A 23,591-nucleotide genomic window follows, 5' to 3' on the forward strand; every position below is an offset into this window, starting at 1 on the left:
CACTTCCCCCCCCCCCCCCCCCCCCATCCCACCCCCCCCCCCCCCCCCCCCCCCCCCCCCCCCCCGCCCCCCCCCCCCCCCCCCCCCCCCCCGGTGCGTCAGGCACGGCGGACGGTGAACTCGGCGCGCCGTACGCGCAGGACGGTCCGTCCGCCCTCCGTCGACACACGCGCTCCGTCACAGACCGCCCTGCCCTCCACCGCGACCACCGACTCCCCGACCGCCGGCTCCCCGCCGTGACCGCCCTCCCCGCCCTCCCCGCCAAGCGCGCCGAGCGCGCGGAAGGTCGCCCGGCCGTCGGCGACACCGGTCAGCTCCGCCGTCGCGTACGCGATCCGGAGCCCGCCCGCCGCCAGCCCGAGCGGCAGCATCGCCGCCGTACGCCCCGGCAGACGCAGCCTCTCCCCGCCGAAGAGGGGTTTGCCGTGTTCGGTGACCGTGAAGTCCTGGTCGTAGCCGGAGGAGACGTTGAAGGCGTGCAGCAGCCGTCCGCGCTCGCCGTCCGCCGTCGTCAGCAGGAAGACCCCCGGGTCGGTCGCGCTGTGCCGGAGGGCGGGGGCGGCGTCCAGCGCGCGGAAGGCGCGGCCCCAGAAGGTCAGATCGCACTGGTAGTCCGTGGTGATCACGACGGCCCGCCCCCGGCCCACGGGGATGTCGAAGCCGCAGCCCTTGCCCGTGGACAGCTCGCGCAGCACTGTCGTACCGCGCGCGGGCGCGCACAACTGGGCGCGTGAGAGGCGTACTTCCGGGAGCGGCGCCGCCCAGCCGTGGGCGGTGACCGAGAGCCAGAAACGGTTCGCGTCCGTCAGTGTGTCGCCGGCCGTGAGCCCCAGCGCCTCCGCGAGCACCGTGCAGCGCCGGTCGGCCATGTCCTTGACCGGGAGCCGGCCGGACAGCAGCAGCTTTCCGCCCGCTTCGAGATAGCGGACCAGCCTGCGCTGGAGCTCCGCCCCCAGATGCTCGCCCGTCGCCAGCGCGAGCACCGGTACGCGCGCCGGATCGAGGTCGCCCGCCTGGAGGTTCACGCTCCGGTAGCGGAAGCCGCCGAGCAGCATCGCGCGGGCCAGCGAGCCCCGGGGACCGGCGCCGCGCGTGTTCACCGCTTCGTCCAGCACGCGCTGGACCGACGCGAGCTCCGGCGGGTGGTATTCGGTCAGATAGTGATCGGGTACGAACCCGAGCGCCACGTCGTCGTAGGTCGCCCGCATCGGCGCGAGCACCCCGGCCACCCCGCCCATGGCGCGTACCGTGCGCCGCGTCGACGCGTAGCTGACCCCCGGCCGGCCCTCCGGATCGACCGGTGCCGCGAAGCCGTGCCGCTCGCCCGTGATGCCGATGCGGTCGTTCCCGTCGCCTGTGGGCTTGTCGAGCTTCGGGTTGAACCCGCCCGCGAACAGGTAGTAGTTGATCATTTTCGCGCCCTGGGCGACACAGAGCCGGGTCTTCAGACCGACGCCGGACGGGCTGGTCTGACTGTCCATGTTCTGCCCGTAGTCGGCGTGCCCCGCGTCGAACTCCAGCGCCGTGACGGGTTGGTCCTCGTCATTGACCGCGTCCATGAAGGCGTTGATCAGATACAGATCGGTGACATTGCGCAGGGTCAGATCGCCGAGATAGAAGTCCGCGCCGGAGATCGTCCCCTCGACCCCCGCGTAGGTCTCCATCAGCTGGCTGATTCCGATGGGGAACGGCTCGGCGCGGCTGTCGGAGGTGCCGTGGATGTTGATGACGAACGGGACGCCCGTGACGCCGTGCGTCTCGGCGGCCCGGCGCAGCTCGGTGACGTACCGCGCGAAGCGTCCCCGCATGAACCGGCCCAGATCGTGCATCAGGGCCGCGCCGTACGCGTCCTCGGGGTGGCGGATGGCCTTGCGCCGTCCGGCCGCGTCCGCGCCGGCGAACGGGTAGCGGCCGGCCAGCCCGTCCCCGTACTCCTCGTGCAGCCAGCCGTCGAAGTCGGCCGTCAGATGGTCCGTCAGGTCGGGCGAGTTGCTGACCCAGGCCAGCATGCCGATCTCGTTGTCGAGCTGTACGGAGACGACGGGTCCGCCTCTGCCGCGCAGCCGTTCCGCGAGCACCGGCATCACCGCCGCGTACCAGCGGCGCGCCTCCCGGAGGAAGGCGGGCGCGAGGTAGTCGACGGTGGGGGTGGTGGCGGGGGCGTCGTACCAGCCGGTGGAGACGATCTCCGGATGGTCCTCGCGCACCCGCTCGGGGACGCCCTCGCCCTTGAGTTCGGCCATGGTGAAGGGGCCGGGGCGGGCGATGAAGAGGAAGCCGTTGCGGTGGCAGAGATCGATGAAGGCGCCGAGGTCGCGCTCGGGGCGGGTGCGGCCGGTGACATCGATGGTGCCGTCCGGGAGTTCGTGCCACATCCAGGGGATGTACGAGGCGATGGTGTTGAGGCCCGCGGCCTTCGCCCGGTCGAGCCGTGACTGCCAGTCCGCCCGCTTCAGCCGGAAGTAGTGGATCTCGCCGGCGAGGACGAGCGCGGGTTCGCCGTCGATGAGGAGCCGCTTGTCGCGGTACGAGACGGAGCCGGCCGGGGCCTGACCGACGGGCGCGCCCTGTGCCGCGTACGCGGCCGGGGCGGCCGGTGCCGGCAGGCCCGCGGTGGCGAGTGTGCCGAGGGCGGCGCCGCCCAGGACCGTGCGGCGGCGTGGTGCGGGGACAGGCGTCATGGGCGTCGTACTTCCTCGGTGGAAGAGAACGGGTGGCGGTTCAGCGGAGCGGATGGCAGCATGTATGCGCTGTCTGTATGCGCATACAGAACCCTGTGGCAGGCTCTTCACCCCTCACAAGAGTCCGCCTGGTCACGCTTCCGTAACGGACAGAGCCCTCCATCACAGGGAAAGGCCGTGCCGACGCATGATTCCGTACCGACCCATGACTCCGTTCCGACCCGCCCCCGCCTGGCTGGCCGACGCCGTCTTCTACCAGATCTATCCGCAGTCGTTCGCCGACTCCGACGGCGACGGCATCGGCGACTTCGCCGGCATCACCGCACACCTCGACCATCTCGCCTGGCTGGGCGTGAACACGGTCTGGCTCAACCCCTGTTTCGACTCGCCCTTCCGCGACGCCGGATACGACGTCAGCGACTACCTCTCCGTCGCGCCCCGCTACGGCACCGACGACGACCTCGCCCGGCTGGTGGACGAGGCCCGCCGGCGCGGCATACGCGTCCTGCTCGATCTCGTCGCCGGACACACCTCCGACCAGCACCCCTGGTTCACGGCCTCGGCCGACGACCCCGAGGACCACCGCTACATCTGGGCAGATGCCGCCACCACGCACACCGGACCCGGGACGGACGCGCCCCCGCCCGCCGGGTTCGTGGCCTCGCCCGGCACCCGTCCCGGCGCCTATCTGCCGAACTTCTTCGACTCACAGCCCGCGCTCAACTTCGGCTACGCGCGCAGCGATCCGGCCGAACCCTGGCGCCAGGCCCCCGACGCCCCGGGGCCCCTGGCCAACCGCGCCGCCCTGCGCGAGATCATGGGCCACTGGCTCGGTCTCGGACTGGCCGGCTTCCGCGTCGACATGGCCGCCTCGCTCGTCAAGGACGACCCCGGCCGGACCGAGACCCGCGCGCTCTGGACCGAGCTGCGCCACTGGCTCGACGCCGCCCATCCCGAGGCGGTCCTGATCGCGGAGTGGGGCGACCCGGCCGTGTCGGTCCCCGCCGGGTTCCACACAGACTTCTTCCTCCAGTTCGGCGGCCCGTCCGAGGGGCGTCCGCTGCGCTCCCTGTGGAACAACCGTCAGGGCACCGACAACGACGGCTGGGACCCGGTCGACTGCTACTTCGACCCCGGCGGCAAGGGCTCACCGGGCATCTTCGTGGACGCGTGGCGCGAGGCCGTCTCCGTCATCGGTGACGGCGGCCATGTCGCCCTGCCCACCGCGAACCACGACTTCGCGCGCCTCAACTGCGGCCCGCGTACGGCAGAACAGCTCCCCGCCGCCTTCGCCTTCCAGCTCACCTGGCCGACGCTGCCCGCGATCTACTACGGCGACGAGATAGGCATGCGCTTCGTCCCCGGCCTGCCCGGCACCGAGGGCAGTGTGCTGGGCCCGCGCTACAACCGGGCGGGCTCCCGCACCCCCATGCAGTGGGACGACAGCCCGAACGCGGGCTTCTCGGCCGTCTCCGACCCGGACAGCCTCTACCTCCCGCTCGACCCGGACCCCGGCCGCCCCACGGTCGCCGCCCAGCGGGCCGACGAGGGCTCGCTGCTCCATCTCGTACGCCGGCTGATCGCCCTGCGCCGGGCGACCCCGGAACTCGGCCCGGCGGGCGGCGTCGAGGTGCTCCACTCCGGCTACCCGTTCGTCTACGTCAGGGGCGGGCGCCATCTCGTCGTCGTCAACCCGCGCGCGACCCCGGCGGCCTGCGCGGCAGGCGCCGTCGACACCACGCGCGCACGCGGGCTCGAAGTCTCCGGCGTGGCGGTGGACGGCCGCACGATCACGGCCCGTGGCTTCGCGTACGGGGTATTCGACCTCACACCGGAGGAGCCGGACGGGACCTGAGCGGCGGCCCCGGCCGACCGGCCTCCGGCGGTCAGCCGGCCAGGGCTCCCGTACGGCGTTCCGTCGTCGCGATCGTCGCCGAGCCGACCACGCGCGTGCCGTCGTACAGCACGATCGCCTGGCCCGGCGCCACACCGCGCACGGGCTCCTCGAAGCGGACGTGGAGCGTGCCGTCGGCCGGCTCCGCCGTCACCGGCGTCTCCCCGCCGTGGGCGCGCAGCTGGGCGGTGTAGTCGCCGGGGCCGGTGGGGGCGGTGCCGCACCAGCGGGGCTTGACGGCGGTGAGGGCGGTGACGTCCAGCGCGGCGGCCGGTCCCACCGTCACGGTGTTGTCGACCGGGGAGATGTCCAGTACGTAGCGCGGCTTGCCGTCCGGGGCCGGGTGGCCGATGCGCAGGCCCTTGCGCTGGCCGATGGTGAAGCCGAACGCGCCGTCGTGGCTGCCCACCTTCGTGCCGGACTCGTCGACGATATCGCCCTCCGCCCGGCCGAGCCGGTCCGCCAGGAAGCCCTGGGTGTCGCCGTCCGCGATGAAACAGATGTCGTGGCTGTCGGGCTTCTTCGCCACCGCCAGGCCCCGGCGCTCGGCCTCCGCGCGGATCTCGTCCTTGGTGGTGAGCGTGTCGCCGAGGGGGAACATCGCGTGGGCGAGCTGCTGCTCGTCGAGGACTCCCAGTACATACGACTGGTCCTTGGCCATGTCGCTCGCGCGGTGCAGCTCCCGGGCGCCGTCGGGGCCCAGGACGACCGTCGCGTAGTGGCCGGTGCACACGGCGTCGAAGCCGAGCGCGAGCGCCTTGTCGAGCAGCGCCGCGAACTTGATCTTCTCGTTGCAGCGCAAGCACGGGTTCGGGGTGCGGCCGGCCTCGTACTCCGCGACGAAGTCCTCGACGACGTCCTCGCGGAAGCGCTCGGCGAGATCCCAGACGTAGAACGGGATGCCGATGACATCGGCGGCGCGGCGCGCGTCGCGGGAGTCCTCGATGGTGCAGCAGCCGCGCGCGCCGGTACGGAAGGACTGCGGATTCGCGGAGAGCGCGAGATGCACTCCGGTCACGTCATGGCCCGCCTCGGCGGCACGGGCGGCGGCGACGGCGGAGTCCACGCCGCCCGACATGGCGGCGAGCACGCGGAGGGGGCGAGAACGCTGGGAATTCTGAGTCATAGCTCAACCAGGGTACGGCCCGGGGGAACCACAGTCGCGCGAGTATGCGTTGACGATCACATGGGCGAGAACACACAGGGCACGACGGGCAGCGGCGGGAGCGGGAACCGCCGCGCGGGCGGGGGCGCGGGCGGCGGCCGTCGCGCGGGCGGAAGCCGTCGGGCGCCCGCGGACGGTACGAAGGTCCGCCGCCGTGCCCTGCTGATCGGCGGGGCGGCGGCCGTGCTCGGCGGGGGCGTGCTGGCGCGGGAGGAGCTGGGGCACCTGTGGTACCGCGTTCCCGGCGTCGCGAAGCCCCGCAAGGAGGGCGAGCTGGACTACGCGGGCTCCGAGTGGGTGGCGGCGTCCTCCGCGAACTGGCGCCGGGCGGACCGGCCGGACGACTACACCATCGACCGGGTGGTGATCCATGTCGTCCAGGGCAGCTATCAGATCGCGCTGAAGGTCTTCCGCGACCCCGGCCACGGCGCGGCCTCGCACTACGTGGTCCGCAAGGACGGCCATGTGGCCCAGATGATCCGCGAGCTGGACGTGGCGTACCACGCGGGCAACCGCGAGTACAACGAACGCTCCATCGGCATCGAGCACGAGGGCTGGGTGGACAACGCCGCGTCGTTCACGGACGCGATGTACCGCTCCTCGGCGCGGCTGACCGCCGACATATGCAGGCGGTACGCGATACCGGTCGACCGCGAGCACATCATCGGGCATGTGGAGGTCCCGGGCACGGACCACACGGACCCGGGCACGAAGTGGGACTGGGACCGCTACATGAAGTTCGTACAGGACTCCTGAGCGCCGCACCGCGCCGCACCGCACCGCACCCCGTGAGCGGGCGGCGGCCGGCGGGGTGTACTCAGCACCACCCCCGCGTTCGGGCCCTATGCCCCGTGTGCCCGCCCTCCCGCGTCCGTAGCGTCGTGGACGAACGTCGCGACTGGACGCGTGAGGCGTCCGAACGGGGAGGGAAACACCATGTTCCGTCGTACGAGCACAGCCGGGCGCGCCGGCAGCGCCGAGGCGCTGCGCCTGGTCAAGGTCCGCAAGGTCTACGGGTCCGCCGGGAACGCGGTGACCGCGCTGGACGATGTGTCGCTGAGCCTCCCGGCCGGGAGCTTCACCGCGGTCATGGGGCCCTCCGGCTCCGGCAAGTCGACCCTGCTGCAGTGCGCGGCCGGGCTCGACCGGCCGGACAGCGGGCTGGTCATGGTGGACGGCGAGGAGATGACCGGCGGCAGCGAGACGGCGCTGACCAAGTTCCGCCGCCGCCGGATCGGTTTCGTCTTCCAGCAGTACAACCTGCTGCCCGCCCTCACGGTGGAGCGGAACACCACCCTGCCGCTGAAGCTGGCCGGGCTCCGCGTCGACCGGGCGCGGGCCCGCGAGATCCTCGCGCAGGTCGGCCTCGGCGACCGGTCGGACCACCGGCCCGACCAGCTCTCCGGCGGTCAGCGCCAGCGCGTCGCCATCGCCCGCGCGCTGGTCACCGAGCCCGCCGTGATCTTCGCGGACGAGCCGACCGGCGCGCTGGACATCCGCAGCGCGCGGGATGTGCTGCGGCTGCTCCAGCAGACCGTACGCGTCCACGGCAGGACGGTCGTGATGGTGACGCACGACCCGGTCGCCGCCTCGTACGCCGACTCCGTGCTGTTCCTCGCGGACGGCCGGCTGGCCGGCCGGCTGACCGCCCCCACCGTGGACGCGGTCGCCGAGCGGCTCGCGCATCTGGGCGACGCGGTGCACCGCGGCACGGACCCGGCGCGGGGCGCCACGGACCCGGCGCACCACGACCTGACGGCTGGGGTGTGAGCCATGTTCTCGCTGGCCATGCGGTCCATCGCGACGCGTCCCGGGCGTTTTCTCGCCACCCTGCTGTCCGCCTTCCTGGGCGCGGCGATCATCATGGCGTTCCACTCGCTGCATGACACCGCGGGCGCCCGGGGCATCGACTCCGCCAGCGGGGAGACGCTCGGGCTGGTGGCGAACGTCGTCGGCGGGTACGGCGCGCTGCTGGTCTTCTTCGCCGTCGCGTCCACCCTCACCGTGAACGTACGGCAGCGCGGTACGGAGATCGCCCTGCTGCGCAGCACCGGCGCCACCCCGGCGCAGATCACGCGGATGATCGTGGGCGAATCGGCCGCGGTCGCCCTGACCGGGGCGGTGCTGGCCATCGGTCCCGCGATGCTCGGCGGGCGGGCGCTGCTCGCGGTGTTCCAGGACACCGGTCAGGTCGCCGACGGCGTCGCGTACGCCTTCGGGCCCATCGCGCTCGGTTCCGGCCTGGGCATCACGCTGGTGGCGGCGACGGGCGCCGCGTTCCTCGCGGTGCGCCGGGCGACGCAGGCCCTGGCCGGGGCGGCCGGGCCCCGGGGCCGCGGCCGGAACGCCGCCGGGGCCGCCGCGCTCGTCGCCGGTACGGCGGGGGTGTGCGTCACGTTCACGATCGACGCGACGGAGCCCGCGCTGATGGCGGCTCCGGCCTGTGGCGCCATCCTGCTCGCCGTCGGTCTCGCGCTCTTCGCGCCGGTGCTGCTGCGGGCCCTGCTGGGCGTGCTGGAGCGGCCGCTCTCCGCGCTCACCGGGGCGAGCGGCTATCTGACCGTCCACACCATGCGCCACCGCGCGGCGCAGTTGTCCGGTGTGCTGATGCCGCTGACCCTCTTCACCGGTATCGCGACGGCCACGCTCACCATGCAGGCGCTGCAGAACGACGCGATCGCGGCGTCCGGTCTCACCCGCTCGGTCGAGGACAAGAACCTGGAGACCCTGAACCTCGTGGTCGTCGGCATCATCGTGGTCTTCTCCTGCGTCACGCTGGTCAACAGCCTGTACGCGGCGACCTCGTACCGCCGCCGCGAGTTCGGGCAGCAGCGTCTCGTGGGGGCCACCCGCGGCCAGGTGCTGGGGATGGTCGGCGTCGAGGGGCTGGCGCTGACGCTGACCGGGGTGTTCTTCGGCACGGTGGCGGGGCTCGCGGGGAGCGTGGCGTTCAGCCTGGTGCGTACCGACGAGGTCCTGCCGGGCCAGGGGCCGGGGATCTGGCTCGGTGTCACGGCGGTCGCCGCCGCGGCGACGCTGGTCACCTCACTCGGTACGGCGCACAGGACACTGCGTACGCCCGCGGTGGAGGCGATGGCGACGGCGGCCTGAGAACAGCCCGGCCCGGCCCGCCTCAGCTGAGGCCCGCGCTCCTGGCGCGGTCCACGGCCGGGCCGATGGCCTTCGCCACCGCCTCCACGTCCGCCGCCGTGGAGGTGTGGCCGAGGGAGAACCGCAGGGTGCCCCTGGCCAGGTCGGGATCGCTGCCGGTGGCCAGCAGGACATGGCTCGGCTGGGCCACACCCGCCGTACAGGCGGAGCCCGTTGAGCACTCGATGCCCTGGGCGTCCAGCAGCAGGAGCAGCGAGTCGCCCTCGCAGCCGGGGAAGCTGAAGTGCGCGTTGGCGGGCAGGCGGTGGTCGGGGTCGCCGCCGAGGACCGCGTCGGGGACGGCCGTACGTACCGCCTCGACCAGATCGTCCCGCAGGGCGCCGATGTCGCGGGCGAAGTCCTCGCGCCGCTCGGCGGCGAGCCTCCCCGCGACGGCGAAGGCGGCGATCGCCGGGACATCGAGGGTCCCGGAGCGCACATGCCGCTCCTGGCCGCCGCCGTGCAGGACCGGTACGGGGGTGTGCTGACGGCCCAGCAGCAGGGCGCCGATGCCGTACGGGCCGCCGACCTTGTGGCCGGAGACGGTCATCGCGGCGAGCCCGGAACCACCGAAGTCCAGCTCCGTCTGGCCGAGGGCCTGGACGGCGTCGGAGTGCAGCGGGATGTCGAACTCGGCGGCGACCTCGGCCAGTTCGCGGACCGGCAGGATGGTGCCGATCTCGTTGTTGGCCCACATGACGGTGGCGAGGGCGACATCCAGCGGGTCGCGCGCGATGGCCTCGCGCAGCGTTCCGGGAAGCACCCGGCCGTAGGCGTCGACCGGCAGATACTCGACGGTCGCGCCCTCGTGCTGCGCCAGCCACTCCACCGCGTCGAGGACGGCGTGGTGCTCGACGGGGCTGGCGAGCACCCTGGTCCTGGCCGGGTCGGCGGCGCGCCGGGACCAGTACAGGCCCTTCACGGCGAGGTTGTCGGCCTCCGTACCGCCCGAGGTGAACACCACCTCGCTGGGCCGTGCGCCGAGGGCCTCCGCGAGTGCCTCGCGGGCCTCCTCGACGGTACGGCGGGCCCGGCGCCCGGCGGCGTGGAGCGAGGACGCGTTGCCGGCGAGGCCGAACTGGGCGGTCATCGCCTCGATCGCCTCCGGCAGCATCGGAGTGGTCGCGGCGTGGTCGAGGTAAGCCATGGTGGTCACGATTCTACGAGCCGGGACCGGCCGCTCACGCAGCCGGTCCGGCCGAACGCCCGGCATACGGCTCGATTACGGCGGCGGCGCGCGGGCCGCCGCCGGGGCCCGTCACCCCCGGGGCGCGCGGGCCAGTTGGCGCGACTGGGCCACCAGCCGGTCCGCGGTGTCCCAGACCTCCGCGTCCTCCTCCAGGAAGCCACCGGCCAGGTTGCGGGTGGTGATCGCCACTCTGAGGGGGCCGGGCGCCGGACGGGCGCGGACGTGCGTGGTCAGTTCGATGGTCGGGGTCCAGCCCTTCAGCCCCAGGTCGAAGGAGGTCGGCGGCAGGGCGTCCACGGTGAGGAGGAGGGAGTACGGATCGGCGTCGCGGCCGTCCGCGAAACCGAACCACGCGCGCATCTCGCCCTGTCCTGACGGCGCGCCCAGCGCCCAGCCGACCGTGGCCGGATCGATCCGCATGGCGAGGCGGTCGAGCATCGAGAAGTCGCCGGGCGGCGGCGGTCCGGCGTCCGTGCCGACACACCGCTCCAGCGGCGGGATGGCGGGCGGCTTCGCGGTCGTCCGTACGTCGTCGGGCAGCGCGTCCAGGTCCCCGTACGAGGCGATGACCCGGAGCCGCTCGACCTCGCGGCCGTCCTCGCCGGTCTGGAAGAGGGAGGCCTGTCCGGTGGAGAGCGTCCGGCCGGTCCGTACGGTCACCGTGCGCACCACGGCGGGGCCGGGCGTCGACGGTGTGAGGTAGTGGGCCGAGACGGCGAAGGGGTCGGAGTGCGGCAGCGCGTCGCCGAGAGCGCGGCCCGTCAGCGCCAGCAGATAGCCGCCGTTGGCGGCGTTCATGATCGTCCAGCCCGGGGAGAGCTGTGCGTCGTAGACGCCCGGTGCGCGAAGGGTGACGGCGGTACCGCGGTCGAACTCGCTGTCCCCGATGGTTGCCTGTGCCATGACAGTCAACGTACAACAGGATTGTACTAAGCGGTAGCTTACGAAGGTGAGGGCTCCTCGGCCGCGGCCGAGCGCCGGTTCCAGGCGCGGGGCGCCCGCCAGTGGAACCGCATCGCGAGCAGCCGCAGTACGAACGCGGTCAGCACGGCGAACCCGCTGGTCAGCCCGTTGAGCGCGTCGAAGCGTATACAGAGCGCCACCATCGCGGCACCGACGATGGCCGGGACGGCGTACAGATCACGGTCCCAGCGCAGCAGCGAGGGCACCTCGTTGGCGAGGACGTCACGGAGCACACCGCCGCCGACCGCGGTGGCGAGCCCGAGGGCCGCCGAGGCCGTGAGGCCGAGACCGTACTCGTACGCCTTGGTGGTGCCGGTGACGCAGAAGAGGCCGAGCCCCGCCGCGTCGAAGACGTTGACCGCGCCCTGGATGCGTTCCACCTGGGGATGGAGGAAGAACACCAGCGCGGTGGCCACCAGCGGCATGGAGAAGTAGCCGAGGTCGGTGAAGGCGGCCGGCGGAACGGCCCCGATGATCAGATCACGGAGCAGCCCCCCGCCCAGCGCGGTGATCTCGGCCAGTACCGCCATACCGAAGACGTCGAAGTTCTTGCGTACGGCGAGCAGGGCGCCGGAGATCGCGAAGACGAAGATCCCGGCGAGGTCGAGCGCATGCTGGACGGAGGGCGTGAAGAGGTCGTGGAGCACTCGGACATTGTGCGGGATCGCCGGGACACCTCCCGAAGGAAGGCCCCGGCGGTCCCGGACATGAGCGCCTGAGTCCCGGGCCGTGCGCCCTGGGGCGTGAGCCCTGGGACCGGCGGCCCGCCGCTACTCCTTGGCCGGGCCTTCCGCGTCCTTCGCTTCCGCGTCCTTGGCTTCCGTCACCTTGGTTTCCGTCACCTTGGTTTCCGCGCCCTTGGCAGGCGCCTCGGAGGCCGCGTCGGTGGCCGGCGTCCCCGCCGCCAGCTCCACGGTCTCCCGCGCCGCCACCGACACCGTGTCCTCCGGGTGCTGGTCGGGAGCGTTCTCCGGGTGGTGGCAGGCCACCTGCTGGCCGGGCTTCAGCATCTGCATCGGCGGGTCCACCGTCGTGCAGATCTGCGTCGCCTTCCAGCACCGGGTGTGGAACCGGCAGCCGGTCGGCGGCGAGATGGGCGACGGCACATCGCCCTTGAGCAGAATGCGGTCGCTCTTGGTGCCACGGCGCCTGGGGTCAGGCACCGGCACCGCCGACATCAGCGCCTTGGTGTACGGATGCATCGGCGCCGAGTACAGCGACTTGCGGTCCGCCAGCTCCACGATCTTGCCGAGGTACATGACCGCGATCCGGTCCGAGACATGGCGGATGACGGACAGGTCGTGCGCGATGATCACGTACGTCAGGCCCAGCTCGTCCTGGAGGTCGTCCAGCAGGTTGACCACCTGCGCCTGGATCGACACGTCCAGCGCGGAGACGGGCTCGTCGGCGACCACGAGCTTCGGATTGAGCGCGAGGGCGCGGGCGATCCCGATGCGCTGCCGCTGACCGCCGGAGAACTCGTGCGGGTAGCGGTTGAAGTGCTCGGGGTTGAGGCCCACCAGCTCCAGCAGGTTCTGGACCTTCTTCTTGACGCCGCCCTCGGGCGTCACACCCTGCAGCTTGAACGGCGCGCTGACGATCGTGCCGATGGTGTGCCGGGGGTTCAGCGACGAATACGGATCCTGGAAGATCATCTGGACGTCGCGCCGCATCGGCCGCATGCCGCGCACGCCCAGATGCGTGATGTCGTGGCCCTCGAACTCGATCTGCCCGGCGGTCGGTTCGAGCAGCCGCGTGATCAGCCGGCCCATCGTCGACTTGCCGCAGCCCGACTCGCCCACCACGCCCAGCGTCTCACCGGAACGCACATCGAAGTCGATGCCGTCCACGGCCTTGACCGAGGCGACCTGCCGCTTCAGCAGGCCCTTCCTGATGGGGAAGTGCTTCTGCAGGCCGGAGACCTTGAGCAGCGTCTCCCCCGGGGCGGCGTCCTTGTTGAGAAGGCCGGTGCCGGCGCTCTGGGCGGGAATCGTCACGTCTTTGTCCTCGCTTTTGTCCTCGCTCACAGCTGGGGCGCAATCTCTTCGGTCCAGATGCGCTTCCGGTCCGGCTCCGGCATGTGGCAGGCGGCCCAGTGTCCGGCCGCCGCCTGGGTCAACTCGGGGCGCGTGGTACGGGTGATGCCCCCCTTGGGCACGTCGGCGTAGGGACAGCGCGGGTTGAAGGCGCAGCCGGACGGGAGGTTGATCAGGGAGGGCGGGGAACCCTTGACCGGGATGAGACGCTCGGTCTCCTCGCGGTCGATGCGCGGCATCGAACCGAGCAGGCCCCAGGTGTACGGGTGCCGCGGCTCGTAGAAGACCTTCTCCGCGGGGCCGCGCTCGATGCAGCGCCCGCCGTACATCACCAGGATGTCGTCGGCCAGCTCGGCGACGACGCCCAGGTCGTGCGTGATGATGATGACGGCGGAGCCGAACTCCTTCTGCAGATCGCGGATCAGGTCCAGGATCTGCGCCTGGACCGTCACGTCCAGAGCCGTGGTCGGCTCGTCGGCGATCAGCAGGTCGGGGTTGTTCACCAGCGACATGGCGATCATCGCGCGCTGGCGCATACCGCCCGAGAACTCGTGCGGATACGAGTCCACCCGCTTGTCGGGCTGCGGGATGCCGACACGGTCGAGCATCTCGACGGCCCGGCGCCGCGCGGCCTTCTTGTCCACGTCGTGATGGACCTGGTAGGCCTCCACGATCTGCTTGCCGATCGTGTAGTACGGGTGCAGCGCCGACAGCGGGTCCTGGAAGATCATCGCCATGTCGCGGCCACGCATCTTGCGCACCGTGTCCGGGTCGGCGGTGAGCAGTTCCTGGCCCTTCAGCCAGATCTCGCCGGAGACCTGTGCCTTGCGCTTCCCGTACTGGCCCGTGGTGTGCAGCCCCATGATGCCCATGGAGGTGACGGACTTGCCGGAGCCGGACTCGCCGACGATGCCGAGAGTCCGGCCCTTCTCCAGCTGGAAGCTGAGCCCGTCGACGGACTTGACGATGCCGTCGTCCGTGGGGAAGTGCACGCGCAGGTCGCGCACTTCCAGGAACGCCTCGGAGGGGCTGGTGTCCGCGGCGACCGGCTCCCCCAGGGCTGCGCCGCTCTTGCTCAGGTCGGTCATGCGAGCCTCACTCGGGGGTCGATCACTGCGTACAGAATGTCCACGACGAGGTTCGCGACGATCACCGCGAGCGACGTGATCAGAGTGACGCCGAGGATCACCGGCAGGTCGCGGTCGTTGATCGCCTTGAGCACCGCCTGGCCGAGACCGGGAAGACTGAATGTGGTCTCGGTGAGGATCGCACCGCCGATGAGGGCGCCGAGGTCCATGCCGAGGAGGGTGAGGATCGGCGTCATCGTGGAGCGCATGGCGTGCTTGCCGATGACGACGGGCTCACTGAGTCCCTTGGCCCTGGCCGTGCGGATGTAGTCCTCGCCCATCACTTCCAGCATGGTGGCCCGGGTGATCCGGGCGTACATCGCCGCGTAGAGGAAGGCGAGGGTGATCCAGGGCAGGAGGAGGCCGCCGAACCAGCCGCCGACGCTCTCCGCCAGGGGTACGTACTGGGCGTCGAGCCAGCCGAGACCGTAGCTGAAGATCGCCAGCGAGAGCAGACCGGTGAAGTAGATGGGCAGCGAGACGCCGGCCAGGGCGACCAGCATCGCGCCACGGTCCCACAGCGTGCCCCGCTTGAGCGCGGAGAGCACACCGGCGGCGAGGCCGAATATCAGCCACAGGACAGCGGCACCGATCGCCAGTGCCAGGGTCACCGGCAGCCGGTCGGTGAGCACCGGCCAGATGGCCTGCTCGCTGCGGAAGGAGTAGCCGAAGCAGGGGGCCGAGCAGTGCGTGACGTCTCCGCCCGCCGAGTACGTACGGCCGACGAAGATGCCCTTGAAGAACTCCCAGAGCTGAACGAAGATCGGATCGCCCAGCTGGAGCTTCTGCCGGATGGCCTCCACGGCCGCGGCGTCGGACGTCTTGCCCACGTACATCGTGGCCGGGTCGACGCCCGCCCACTTGGGGATGATGAAGAAGATGCAGAAGACCACCAGCATGATGACCACTAGCATCGCGGCGACGGCCATGAGCCGCCTGATGAGGTATGCGAGCACTGCTCTCGGCCTGCGGCGGACCGTGGGCCACCGGGGTTCACCCGGTGGCCCACGGTCACACCGCGCCGGCCTTCACCTGCCTTTCGTGCCGTACGGCGGGTGTGCCGGGTGGTGTTACTTCACGACGCCGAGGCTGGTGAAGTCGTACTGACCGCTGTACGCGTCCGTGGTGTAGACGTTCGTCAGCCGGCTGGAGCGCCAGTTGATGAACTTCTCGAAGACGAAGGGCAGGTAGTAAGCGCCCTCCATCACCTGGTGGTTGATCGCGGTGGCGAGCTGCTCCTTCTTCGCGGGGTCCAGTTCGGTGACGAACTTGGCGAAGTTGGCGTCGATCGCCTTGTCCTTGATCATCGCGAAGTTGTTGTTTCCGCTCTCAAGGATGTACTTGCTGCCCCACAGCGGCAGACCGTAGCCCTGGACCGACGGGAAGTCGGGGCCCCAGCCCATGATGATGATGCCGTAGTTCTTCTGCTGGACGACCTTCGGGTTACCGATGATGCCGCCGGTCTGCGAGCCGTCGAACTGGTCGATCTCGACGTCGATGTTGATCTTCTTCAGCGACGCCTGGAGCGACTGCGCGGTGGCCACCTCGACCGGCTTGTTGTTACGGACCGCGATGGTGGTCTTGAATCCGTCCGGCTTGCCGCAGGCCTTGAGCGCTTCCTTGGCCTTGACGAGGTCCGGCGCGCCGCCGTTCTTCGCCGTGCCGTACGGGTCGTACTTCTGGCCCTCGGAGCCCGGGACCGACGGCGGCAGCATGTTGGTGCCGATGTCACCGCCCGCGAGCGGGCCACCGCGCGCGGTCTGCAGGGACTTGTGGTCGGCGCCGTAGATGACGGCCTTGCGGCAGTCGATGTTGTCGAACGGCTTCACGTTCTGCGGGAAGACCGCGTAACGGATGTAGCCGGAGACCGGGTTGTCCAGATTCTCCTTGTTCTCCTTGAGGGCCTTGTTGCGACCCTGCGGGGAGAGACCGGTCTGGTTGATGTCCAGGTCGTAGTCGCCGGCGATCAGACGGTTGTCCATGTCGTCGGCGTTGCTGAACAGGTTCAGGGTGATCTTGTCCGGGAGCGCCTTGCGGACCGGGTCCGAGGACTGCTTCCAGTTCTCGTTGCGGACGAGCACCAGGGACTTGTTCGGCGAGTACGACTGGAACTTGTACGGGCCGGAGGAGAACGGGTGCAGACCGTACTTGGACTTGGTGTCCTTGTCCTTGCGCACCGGCGAGGACGACGTGAGCGCGAGGATCTCCTCGAAGTCACTGTTCGGGGTCGGCAGCTTGAAGACGATGGTCTTCGCGTCCGGCGTCTCGATGGCCTTCAGACCCTCCTTGGAGGTGTCCTTGTAGGGGCCCTTGTACTTGCTCTCCGGATCGAGGATGTCCTTCAGGTAGACCGGACCGCCGGAGAGCACGTCCTGCGCCCACTGGCGTTCGATGCCGTACTTGACGTCCTCGGAGGTGATGGGCTTGCCATCCTCCCAGGTGACCCCGTCACGCAGGGTGAACGTGTAGGTCTTGCCGTCGTCCGAGACCTTCGCGCGCTCGGTGGCGAGGTCCGGGGTGAGCTCCGAACCGGTCTTGCCCGGCTCCGTCTTGCTGGTGACCAGCTGACGGCTGTAGTAGCGCATGAAGTTCCACGCGAAGCCGTAGTAGCCACGGGTGGTGTCCCACGAGTCGGCGTCCTGGGCGCCCGCGAACTTGAGCGTGCCGCCCTTCTTCGTGGAGGCGTTGGCGACCTTGTTGTTGCCCGCGTCGAAGCCGGGGGCACCACTCTTGTCGTCCTTGCTTCCACCGCCGCCGCCACACGCCGCTGTGGTCAGCAACGCCGCGACCACGGCAGCAGCGGCCAGGGCCTGCTTACGCCGCCCAGTGGTGCGATTGGTAGTCACGATCTCGGATCCTCCGGTGTGAGTAGCGGCCCGTGGAAACGCGGGCCCCGATGTAACGCGAATCAGCTGCAACGCGAACCAGCTGGGACGCAAATCAGCGCGAGCCCTTCGGGTCGAGCGCATCACGTACGCCGTCGCCGAAGAGGTTGAAGGAGAGCACAGTGATGAAGATGGCCAGACCCGGGATCAGCATGTACATCGGATCCGAGTCGTAGTAACTCACCGCGGAGGAGAGCATCTGGCCCCACGAGGCGGTGGGCGGCTTGACGCCGACACCCAGGAAGCTGAGGGCCGCCTCGGTCAGGATGTTGGTGGGGATCATCATCGTCGAGTACACGATGATCGGGGCGATGATGTTGGGCAGCAGCTCCTTGAACAGGATGTACACCTGCCCGGCCCCCAGGCTCCTGGCCGCCTCCACATACTCACGCTCACGCAGCGAGAGAGTCTGGCCGCGGACGACCCGGCCGACGTACGGCCAGCCGAAGAAGCCGATCACCAGGATCATCACCAGCAGGCGGACACCGCTTCCGGACAGACCGAGCATGTCGTTCGGCATGACGGAGACCAGCGCGATGATGAAGAGCAGCTGCGGGAAGGACAGCAGCATGTCCATCACGCGGCTGATGAGCGCGTCCAGCCAGCCGCCGAAGTAGCCCGCGATCACGCCCAGGACGGTGCCGAAGACGACCGCGACCACGGCGGACAGGAAGCCGACGAGCAGGGAGACCTGCGCGCCGTAGACGATCCGGGCGAAGATGTCGCGGCCACTGACCGGCTCGACTCCGAACCAGTGTTCCGAACTGATACCGCCCCAGGAACCGATGGGCGTCGAGAAGAGCGGGTCGATCAGATCCTCGTGGTACTCGTCGGGAGACTGCCCGGACAGGCTCGTGATCAGTGGCGCCAGAAGCGCGATCACGATCAGCACGAGCACGACGGAGCCGCCGGCGAGCGCCATTTTGTCCCGCTTCAGGCGCTCCCAGGCAATACGACCGAGGGAGCGACCCTGGACCGACACCCCTTGGGCGACGGCGACTTCTTCCGTCGCGCTCGGGGCCGCTTCCGTGGTCGGCTCGTGCAGTGGTGCCGTCATCGTGGCAAGAACCCCTCTCAACCGGCGGTCACCGGCCCCCACTTGCCGCTGTAGCGGCCTGTTCCCATCAGCATCGCGAGCGACGTCGTGACTCCGTCACGCACGTCCGGCCACTCGCACAGAGGCCCGAAAAGGCCATGCATGCGGGGAGTCTTCATCGCGTGCGTGATCACCCGCCAGCCCTGCCGGTGAATGGATGCTCAACCGTGATGCTCTTAGAGGTGTTCCGTTATCCGGACGGCGGGTAGCCATGTACGGACGACTGCCATTAAGGACGAGTGGGCCGAGAAGCCCTATACGACATCTCTCCGGCAGAGCCCCCATCGCAGATGAACTGCCCAGTAATGGACGGTTCTACGCGCGTCCGGGGGGCTCGGAAGGATTTTCGGCCGCCCATTGGTCCAGTCCTTCAGGCATGCGCGCCCCGGCCGCGTCCGGCGTCCGCCGGACACGCGTACGGGGCTGTCCACAGGGTGAACAGCCCCGTACGGCGTGGTTCAGTACGCGCGGGTGGCGGGCGGCGGGTAGCCGTACCCCGAAGCCGGCGCGGGCGCGGCATGCGCCTCGCGGTCGTAGAACGGCCTGGTGTTGGCGCGCAGCCACATCGTGACCGGGTCGTACTCGTCGGACATCGCGACGGTCGAGACCGGCAGTCCGTCCGGGATCGCGGCGATCGACTGCCGCATCATCGTGTGTACGGAGTCGACGGACGCGGGGCTCGTGTCGTACAGGTCGAGACCGACCGCCAGATACGGGGCGCCGAGGGACGGCTGCACCCAGGCGCGGCGCAGGGAGCGCACGGCGGGCGTGCGGTGCGCGTTCTGGGTGAGCTGGGCGTAGAACTGCGGGAGTTCGATGGCGGGCTCGGAGAGCCGGAGCGGCCCCGCGGGCATCCGGTCGAGACCGGTGGCGATCCGGCGCAGATCGAGCCAGGGGATGCCGACACCGCCGCCGGGGGCGTGCGGATTGAGCCAGATCCCCCAGCGGTCGGGGTAGAGGGCACGGGCGATATCGCGTCCCGAGACCACTTCGTGGGCGCGGTTCCAGCCACTGACCGCCAGTTCCTGGGCGGAGGTGACGCACGGGGCGTACCCCAGGCCGTCGACCTCCATGTTGCCGTACTGGGCCTCGGGCGTTCCGGCGCGGCCGTGCCAGAGCAGCATCCAGACACTGTCGTCGGCGAGCGCCTGGAGCAGCGCCTCGTACGCGTCGTAACGTCCTGGCGTCACCTGGCGCAGCATGTGCTCGACCTGCCCGGCCGCCGCGGTGCCTGACGCGCTCACTCTGGGTCCCGCCCCTCTTCGATCCACCACTCGTCCAGCCCCCCGAAGTCCGCGCGGTCCCGCACGCCCGCCGCGGTCCGCCGCGGGAGGGGCGACCCGCCGGGCACACGGTGCGACGGTCCAGCCATCAAACCAGCTTAGAGGGGCTTCCTGACACAGACTTGACGACCGGCGCGCCCGCCGTGAGGGTGCGGGCGTGCCCGGTCTCTTTCCCTGTCCTGCCCGGGGTCGCGGACTCGTACCCGCGACTGCCCGTTCCGTCCCGGACTATGCGGCGGACAGGCGTCGGCCGCGCAGAAGGACAGGCGTCGCCCACGCCGAAGGACAGGAGTCGCCGACGCCGAAGGACGGGAGTCAGCCGCGCTGGTAGAACGGCCGCACCTTCTCCAGCAGCCAGTCGCCGACCGGGTCCTGGGCCACGTCCAGCAGGATGAGGTTCACGGGCCAGCCCACCGCCACCCGCCCCAGCGCCCGGCCGAGCGCGTCCATGGGGGCGTTGCGGTCCGCGGCCTCCCAGGAGGAGAGCTGGACCCCGATGAAGAGCGCCGGGGGATCGCCCTCGACGCTGGCGAGCGCGCGGCGGGCGGAGAGCACCACACCGGACGCCTCGAACTCGGCTCCGGCGGCGGAGAGGAACTCGACCGGGTCCTCCTGCCAGTCCGGCTCGAAGAGCCGCACCCGGCCCCCGCTCGCCGGGCCGTCGAGCGGCGTACGTCCCACCCGGCACAGCTCGGCGACGGCCGGCGGCGGCAGCGGCATCCCGACGACGCCGCCCGGGTTCACCGCGATGCCGAGCTGCGGGGGCAGGCCCCGGGCGAAGTCACGGGCCGGGGCGACGGCGAAGCCCATATGGGCGCCGACGCACTGGAGGAACTGCTGCTCGGAGCTGAACACCGGCACATACGGGAGGCCCTCGATCTCCATCGTCGGCAGATCGAGGTTCGGGCTGTCAGGACCGCCCCCCTGGGGCAGCGGCACCCAGACCTCACTGCGTCCCAGGACTTCTATCAGCCGTCCGCCCGCCGCGTCGGCACCGAGCGAGGCCACGAGCACCTCTTCCAGCTCGTTGCCCGGCCATGCTGTGTTCACCGTGCTCTCCTTCGCCACCCTCGCCCCCGCGGCAGCACCTTAAACCGAGGCCGGACCCCGGCGCCGCCACCGAACGGCTCCGCCCGGCCCCTCGGTTGGCCCACGGGCGGGTCCATGGGTCGGCGCCCGGCCGGTCCACGGCCCGGCGCACCGGTCGCGGCCCCACCGGCCGGCGGTCAGCGGTCAGCTGGTCGGCCCGTCGTTGCTCAGTCCGCCCGGGTGGCCGGGAAGGCGATCCGCTCCAGGGCCCCCGCCGCGTCCCGGTCCAGGAGGACCGCCGAGGCGCAGCCCCGGGGCAGGCGGCCGGTCTCGGCGTCGGCGAGCAGACGGCGGACCGCCCGGCGGTGCCGGGCGAAGGCGTAGCCGGACACGCCCCGGCCGCGCTCCCGCTGGCCCTCGCGCGCCACCTCGGGCGGGACGTCCAGCAGGACGAGATGGAGCCGGCGGCCACGCCGCCGGGCCTCACGGGCCAGCCAGCTCCGTACCCATGTCTGCGTACCGCAGTCGTGGACGACGACGCTCCCGCCCGCGCCGAGCGCGCGCCGCAGCCCGGCGTAGTGCGCCAGCCGGACGAGCGGGCGGTAGACGGCGTACGGCAGGGCGCCCGGCAGCCGGCGCGCCCAGCGGTCCCTGGTGTCCTGGGAGTCGATGCCGGTGGCCTCGGCGGCCCGCCGGATCAGGGTGGATTTGCCGCTGCCCGGCAGTCCTGAGACGACCACCAGATCCCCTTCGGCGAAGACGAGGCTCTTCGTGCCGCGGCCCCGCGCCCGGCCGCCCGCCGCGGCGGGCCCCCGCCCCCGCAGATCCCGGACGACCCGCGCCACGCGCCCCGCGCCGTCCAGGACCGCGCCGTCCAGGACCGCAGCGTCCAGGACCGCAGCGTCCAGGGCTGGTGCGTCCAGGGCAGGCGCGTCCAGGGCGGGTGTGCCGGGCTGTGCGGCGGCGGCCGTCTGCGTCGGAACCCCCGCGGTCGTCGTGTACGTACCGGACCCCTGCGACATCATCGCCGTCCCCCTGTCAGCTCAGTCGACCTGGTCCATGACCCTTGCCCAAGAAGTGTAAAGAAATGGTAATGCGCCACAAGCTTTTTCCGGGGCCGGGCGAGTTGCGGACCGGGCTCCCCGCTCGGCGGCGATGCGTGCGATGATGTGCCCGCCAACTGCATACCGGCCGTTTGAATCCGCGCGGGAGAGTCCCGGTCACCGTGTGTGCGCCGGGCGCCGAAGGAGCAAGTCCCTCCCTTGAATCTCTCAGGCCCCGTACCGCGTGGATGAGGCAGATCTGAAAAGCGGGCCGCAGCTCTGCGGCTCCACCCAAGGTGCAAGTCATGTCCGCTCTCACGTGTGGCCGTGATGAACCTCTCAGGTTCCGATGACAGATGGGGAGGATCGTCCTCGCCGTCATGCCCTGGGAGTCACACCGATGAGCCATGTCCCCCCGAGCAGCACCAGCACGCCCGGCACCGCCGCCCCCGGCGCCCCGCGTCTCACCGCCCTCGACGCCACGCACCGCGCGCTGGGCGCGACCATGACCGACTTCGCGGGCTGGGACATGCCGCTGCGGTACGCGAGCGAGCGCGACGAGCACCACGCCGTCCGCACCCGCGCCGGGCTCTTCGACCTCTCCCACATGGGTGAGATCACCGTCTCGGGACCGGCGGCCGGTGATCTCCTCGACTACGCGCTCGTCGGCAACATCGGCGCCGTCGCCGTGGGCCGCGCCCGCTACACCATGATCTGCCGGGAGGACGGCGGGATCCTGGACGACCTGATCGTCTACCGCCTCGGCGAGGACACCTTCATGGTCGTCGCCAACGCCTCCAACGCCCAGACCGTGCTGGACGAGCTGACCGCCCGCGCCGAGGGGTTCGACGCGGCGGTACGCGACGACCGTGACGCGTACGCGCTGCTGGCGGTCCAGGGCCCCGAGTCCCCGGGCATCCTGAAGTCGCTGACGGACGCCGATCTCGACGGCCTCAAGTACTACGCGGGCCTGCCGGGGACCGTCGCCGGTGTCCCCGCGCTGATCGCGCGTACGGGCTACACCGGCGAGGACGGTTTCGAGCTGTTCGTCGAGCCCCGGTACGCCGAGCGGCTGTGGCAGGCGCTGACCGAGGCCGGCGAGGGCGTCGGGCTGGTGCCCTGCGGGCTGTCCTGCCGCGACACCCTCCGGCTGGAGGCCGGTATGCCGCTGTACGGGAACGAGCTGTCCACGGCCCTGACCCCGTTCGACGCCGGCCTCGGCCGGGTCGTGAAGTTCGAGAAGACCTCGAACGGCGGCGCCTTCGTCGGCCGCGAGGCCCTCCGGGCCGCCGCCGAGCGCGCCGCGTCCGCCCCGCCCCGCAAGCTCGTCGGGCTGATCGCCGAGGGCCGCCGGGTCCCGCGCGCCGGGTACCAGGTGGTCGCCGGGGGCGCTGTCGTGGGCGAGGTCACCTCGGGCGCCCCCTCCCCGACCCTGGGCAGGCCGATCGCCATGGCGTACGTCGACGCGGCGCACGCCGCGCCCGGCACGGCGGGCGTCGGGGTCGACATCCGCGGCTCCCACGAGCCGTACGAGGTCGTGGCGCTGCCGTTCTACAAGCGCCAGAAGTGATACGGACGTCAGCACGCCCCTCCGGGCGCCCGTCTCGGTCCGTAAGACAGCTGTTCCGCACCACACCCTCGCGTACAGGAGAATTCAGGTCATGAGCAACCCCCAGCAGCTGCGCTACAGCAAGGAGCACGAGTGGCTGACGGCCGCCGAGGACGGTGTGTCGACGGTCGGTATCACGGAGTACGCGGCGAACGCCCTCGGCGACGTCGTGTTCGCCCAGCTTCCTGAGGTCGGTGACACGGTGACCGCGGGCGAGACCTGCGGAGAGCTGGAGTCCACCAAGTCGGTCAGCGATCTGTACGCCCCGGTGACCGGTGAGGTCACCGAGACGAACCAGGACGTCGTGGACGATCCCTCGCTGGTGAACTCCGCCCCGTTCGAGGGCGGCTGGCTGTTCAAGGTACGTGTCGCGCAGGAGCCCGATGACCTGCTCACCGCCGATGAGTACACACAGTTTTCCGGCAACTGAGACCCCAGGGA

At 71.0% G+C, this 23,591-nt stretch carries 19 protein-coding genes and 1 riboswitch; of the genes, 6 read left to right on the plus strand and 13 right to left on the minus strand.

Annotation, left to right across the window (positions count from 1 at the left end; all coding sequences use genetic code 11):
* Nucleotides 1–98: 98 nt before the first annotated feature.
* Nucleotides 99–2,681 carry a beta-galactosidase gene (locus ACZ7LS_RS35590; RefSeq protein ID WP_385134743.1) on the minus strand — a complete coding sequence of 861 codons (2,583 nt, stop codon included), beginning with the start codon at nt 2,679–2,681 and terminating at the stop codon, nt 99–101.
* 205 nt (nt 2,682–2,886) lie between these two features.
* On the opposite strand from ACZ7LS_RS35590, the gene ACZ7LS_RS35595 reads away from it, so the two are divergent.
* On the plus strand, nt 2,887–4,536 hold the full coding sequence (locus ACZ7LS_RS35595; protein WP_385134745.1) for an alpha-amylase family glycosyl hydrolase: 1,650 nt from the start codon (nt 2,887–2,889) through the stop codon (nt 4,534–4,536).
* Between the two features lie 31 nt (nt 4,537–4,567).
* On the opposite strand, the gene mnmA is transcribed toward ACZ7LS_RS35595, so the two are convergent.
* Entirely contained in the window at nt 4,568–5,701 is a 1,134-nt protein-coding gene (gene mnmA, locus ACZ7LS_RS35600) for a tRNA 2-thiouridine(34) synthase MnmA (RefSeq protein ID WP_385134747.1), read from the minus strand.
* A gap of 60 nt (nt 5,702–5,761) precedes the next feature.
* Here mnmA and ACZ7LS_RS35605 point away from each other — a divergent pair, with 60 nt between their 5' ends.
* The 3 genes from ACZ7LS_RS35605 to ACZ7LS_RS35615 all read left to right on the plus strand — a co-directional run bounded on the left by ACZ7LS_RS35605 (nt 5,762) and on the right by ACZ7LS_RS35615 (nt 8,851).
* Entirely contained in the window at nt 5,762–6,496 is a 735-nt protein-coding gene (locus ACZ7LS_RS35605) for an N-acetylmuramoyl-L-alanine amidase (protein WP_382517407.1), read from the plus strand.
* A 180-nt stretch (nt 6,497–6,676) separates the two neighbouring features.
* Entirely contained in the window at nt 6,677–7,510 is an 834-nt protein-coding gene (locus ACZ7LS_RS35610) for an ABC transporter ATP-binding protein (protein ID WP_382664751.1), read from the plus strand.
* 3 nt (nt 7,511–7,513) lie between these two features.
* A complete protein-coding gene (locus ACZ7LS_RS35615) occupies nt 7,514–8,851 on the plus strand; it encodes an ABC transporter permease (protein WP_382875306.1) in 1,338 nt (445 codons plus the stop codon).
* A 22-nt stretch (nt 8,852–8,873) separates the two neighbouring features.
* On the opposite strand, the gene ACZ7LS_RS35620 is transcribed toward ACZ7LS_RS35615, so the two are convergent.
* The 11 genes from ACZ7LS_RS35620 to ACZ7LS_RS35670 all read right to left on the minus strand — a co-directional run bounded on the left by ACZ7LS_RS35620 (nt 8,874) and on the right by ACZ7LS_RS35670 (nt 21,523).
* The gene (locus ACZ7LS_RS35620) at nt 8,874–10,037 is read right to left on the minus strand and encodes a cysteine desulfurase family protein (protein ID WP_382968557.1); all 1,164 of its coding nucleotides are present in this window, start codon (nt 10,035–10,037) and stop codon (nt 8,874–8,876) included.
* A 111-nt stretch (nt 10,038–10,148) separates the two neighbouring features.
* Nucleotides 10,149–10,982, minus strand: a complete 834-nt coding sequence (locus tag ACZ7LS_RS35625) for a thioesterase family protein (RefSeq protein WP_385134749.1) — start codon at nt 10,980–10,982, stop codon at nt 10,149–10,151.
* A gap of 38 nt (nt 10,983–11,020) precedes the next feature.
* A complete protein-coding gene (locus tag ACZ7LS_RS35630) occupies nt 11,021–11,689 on the minus strand; it encodes a trimeric intracellular cation channel family protein (RefSeq protein WP_382517420.1) in 669 nt (222 codons plus the stop codon).
* A 123-nt stretch (nt 11,690–11,812) separates the two neighbouring features.
* Nucleotides 11,813–13,039, minus strand: coding sequence for an ABC transporter ATP-binding protein (locus tag ACZ7LS_RS35635; RefSeq protein ID WP_382664757.1), 1,227 nt, complete (start codon nt 13,037–13,039; stop codon nt 11,813–11,815).
* Nucleotides 13,040–13,065: 26 nt separating this feature from the next.
* A complete protein-coding gene (locus ACZ7LS_RS35640) occupies nt 13,066–14,166 on the minus strand; it encodes an ABC transporter ATP-binding protein (RefSeq protein ID WP_385134752.1) in 1,101 nt (366 codons plus the stop codon).
* Complete coding sequence (locus tag ACZ7LS_RS35645) at nt 14,163–15,161, minus strand: ABC transporter permease (protein WP_382517429.1); 999 nt, start codon at nt 15,159–15,161, stop codon at nt 14,163–14,165. Before ACZ7LS_RS35645 ends, ACZ7LS_RS35640 begins: the two co-directional genes overlap by 4 nt.
* 114 nt (nt 15,162–15,275) lie before the next feature.
* Entirely contained in the window at nt 15,276–17,051 is a 1,776-nt protein-coding gene (locus ACZ7LS_RS35650; protein ID WP_382517432.1) for an ABC transporter substrate-binding protein, read from the minus strand.
* A gap of 94 nt (nt 17,052–17,145) precedes the next feature.
* The gene (locus ACZ7LS_RS35655) at nt 17,146–18,147 is read right to left on the minus strand and encodes an ABC transporter permease (RefSeq protein ID WP_129772277.1); all 1,002 of its coding nucleotides are present in this window, start codon (nt 18,145–18,147) and stop codon (nt 17,146–17,148) included.
* A gap of 497 nt (nt 18,148–18,644) precedes the next feature.
* Nucleotides 18,645–19,430: an enhanced serine sensitivity protein SseB C-terminal domain-containing protein gene (locus ACZ7LS_RS35660; protein WP_382517435.1), complete on the minus strand. Its 786-nt coding sequence runs from the start codon at nt 19,428–19,430 to the stop codon at nt 18,645–18,647.
* Nucleotides 19,431–19,784: 354 nt separating this feature from the next.
* The gene (locus tag ACZ7LS_RS35665) at nt 19,785–20,519 is read right to left on the minus strand and encodes an enhanced serine sensitivity protein SseB (RefSeq protein ID WP_382517438.1); all 735 of its coding nucleotides are present in this window, start codon (nt 20,517–20,519) and stop codon (nt 19,785–19,787) included.
* Between the two features lie 206 nt (nt 20,520–20,725).
* Nucleotides 20,726–21,523, minus strand: a complete 798-nt coding sequence (locus tag ACZ7LS_RS35670) for an AAA family ATPase (protein WP_382873342.1) — start codon at nt 21,521–21,523, stop codon at nt 20,726–20,728.
* 171 nt (nt 21,524–21,694) lie between these two features.
* Nucleotides 21,695–21,794, plus strand: a riboswitch (glycine riboswitch).
* Between the two features lie 147 nt (nt 21,795–21,941).
* Here ACZ7LS_RS35670 and gcvT point away from each other — a divergent pair.
* Together gcvT and gcvH are read left to right on the plus strand one after the other, a co-directional pair.
* Nucleotides 21,942–23,111, plus strand: coding sequence for a glycine cleavage system aminomethyltransferase GcvT (gene gcvT, locus ACZ7LS_RS35675; protein ID WP_382664763.1), 1,170 nt, complete (start codon nt 21,942–21,944; stop codon nt 23,109–23,111).
* 91 nt (nt 23,112–23,202) lie between these two features.
* Complete coding sequence (gcvH, locus tag ACZ7LS_RS35680) at nt 23,203–23,580, plus strand: glycine cleavage system protein GcvH (protein ID WP_356511213.1); 378 nt, start codon at nt 23,203–23,205, stop codon at nt 23,578–23,580.
* Nucleotides 23,581–23,591 lie beyond the last annotated feature (11 nt).

It is taken from the genome of Streptomyces sp. NPDC039430, from assembly GCF_055639435.1.

Excerpts from the sequence above, each read along its gene's own strand:
- mnmA (WP_385134747.1), bottom strand. The coding sequence starts at position 5,701 with ATGACTCAGAATTCCCAGCGTTCTCGCCCCCTCCGCGTGCTCGCCGCC.
- ACZ7LS_RS35620 (WP_382968557.1), bottom strand. The coding sequence starts at position 10,037 with ATGGCTTACCTCGACCACGCCGCGACCACTCCGATGCTGCCGGAGGCG.
- ACZ7LS_RS35655 (WP_129772277.1), bottom strand. The coding sequence starts at position 18,147 with ATGACGGCACCACTGCACGAGCCGACCACGGAAGCGGCCCCGAGCGCG.
- ACZ7LS_RS35595 (WP_385134745.1), top strand. The coding sequence starts at position 2,887 with ATGACTCCGTTCCGACCCGCCCCCGCCTGGCTGGCCGACGCCGTCTTC.
- gcvT (WP_382664763.1), top strand. The coding sequence starts at position 21,942 with ATGAGCCATGTCCCCCCGAGCAGCACCAGCACGCCCGGCACCGCCGCC.
- ACZ7LS_RS35590 (WP_385134743.1), bottom strand. The coding sequence starts at position 2,681 with ATGACGCCTGTCCCCGCACCACGCCGCCGCACGGTCCTGGGCGGCGCC.
- ACZ7LS_RS35670 (WP_382873342.1), bottom strand. The coding sequence starts at position 21,523 with ATGATGTCGCAGGGGTCCGGTACGTACACGACGACCGCGGGGGTTCCG.
- ACZ7LS_RS35615 (WP_382875306.1), top strand. The coding sequence starts at position 7,514 with ATGTTCTCGCTGGCCATGCGGTCCATCGCGACGCGTCCCGGGCGTTTT.
- ACZ7LS_RS35625 (WP_385134749.1), bottom strand. The coding sequence starts at position 10,982 with ATGGCACAGGCAACCATCGGGGACAGCGAGTTCGACCGCGGTACCGCC.
- ACZ7LS_RS35640 (WP_385134752.1), bottom strand. The coding sequence starts at position 14,166 with ATGACCGACCTGAGCAAGAGCGGCGCAGCCCTGGGGGAGCCGGTCGCC.
- ACZ7LS_RS35610 (WP_382664751.1), top strand. The coding sequence starts at position 6,677 with ATGTTCCGTCGTACGAGCACAGCCGGGCGCGCCGGCAGCGCCGAGGCG.
- gcvH (WP_356511213.1), top strand. The coding sequence starts at position 23,203 with ATGAGCAACCCCCAGCAGCTGCGCTACAGCAAGGAGCACGAGTGGCTG.
- ACZ7LS_RS35605 (WP_382517407.1), top strand. The coding sequence starts at position 5,762 with ATGGGCGAGAACACACAGGGCACGACGGGCAGCGGCGGGAGCGGGAAC.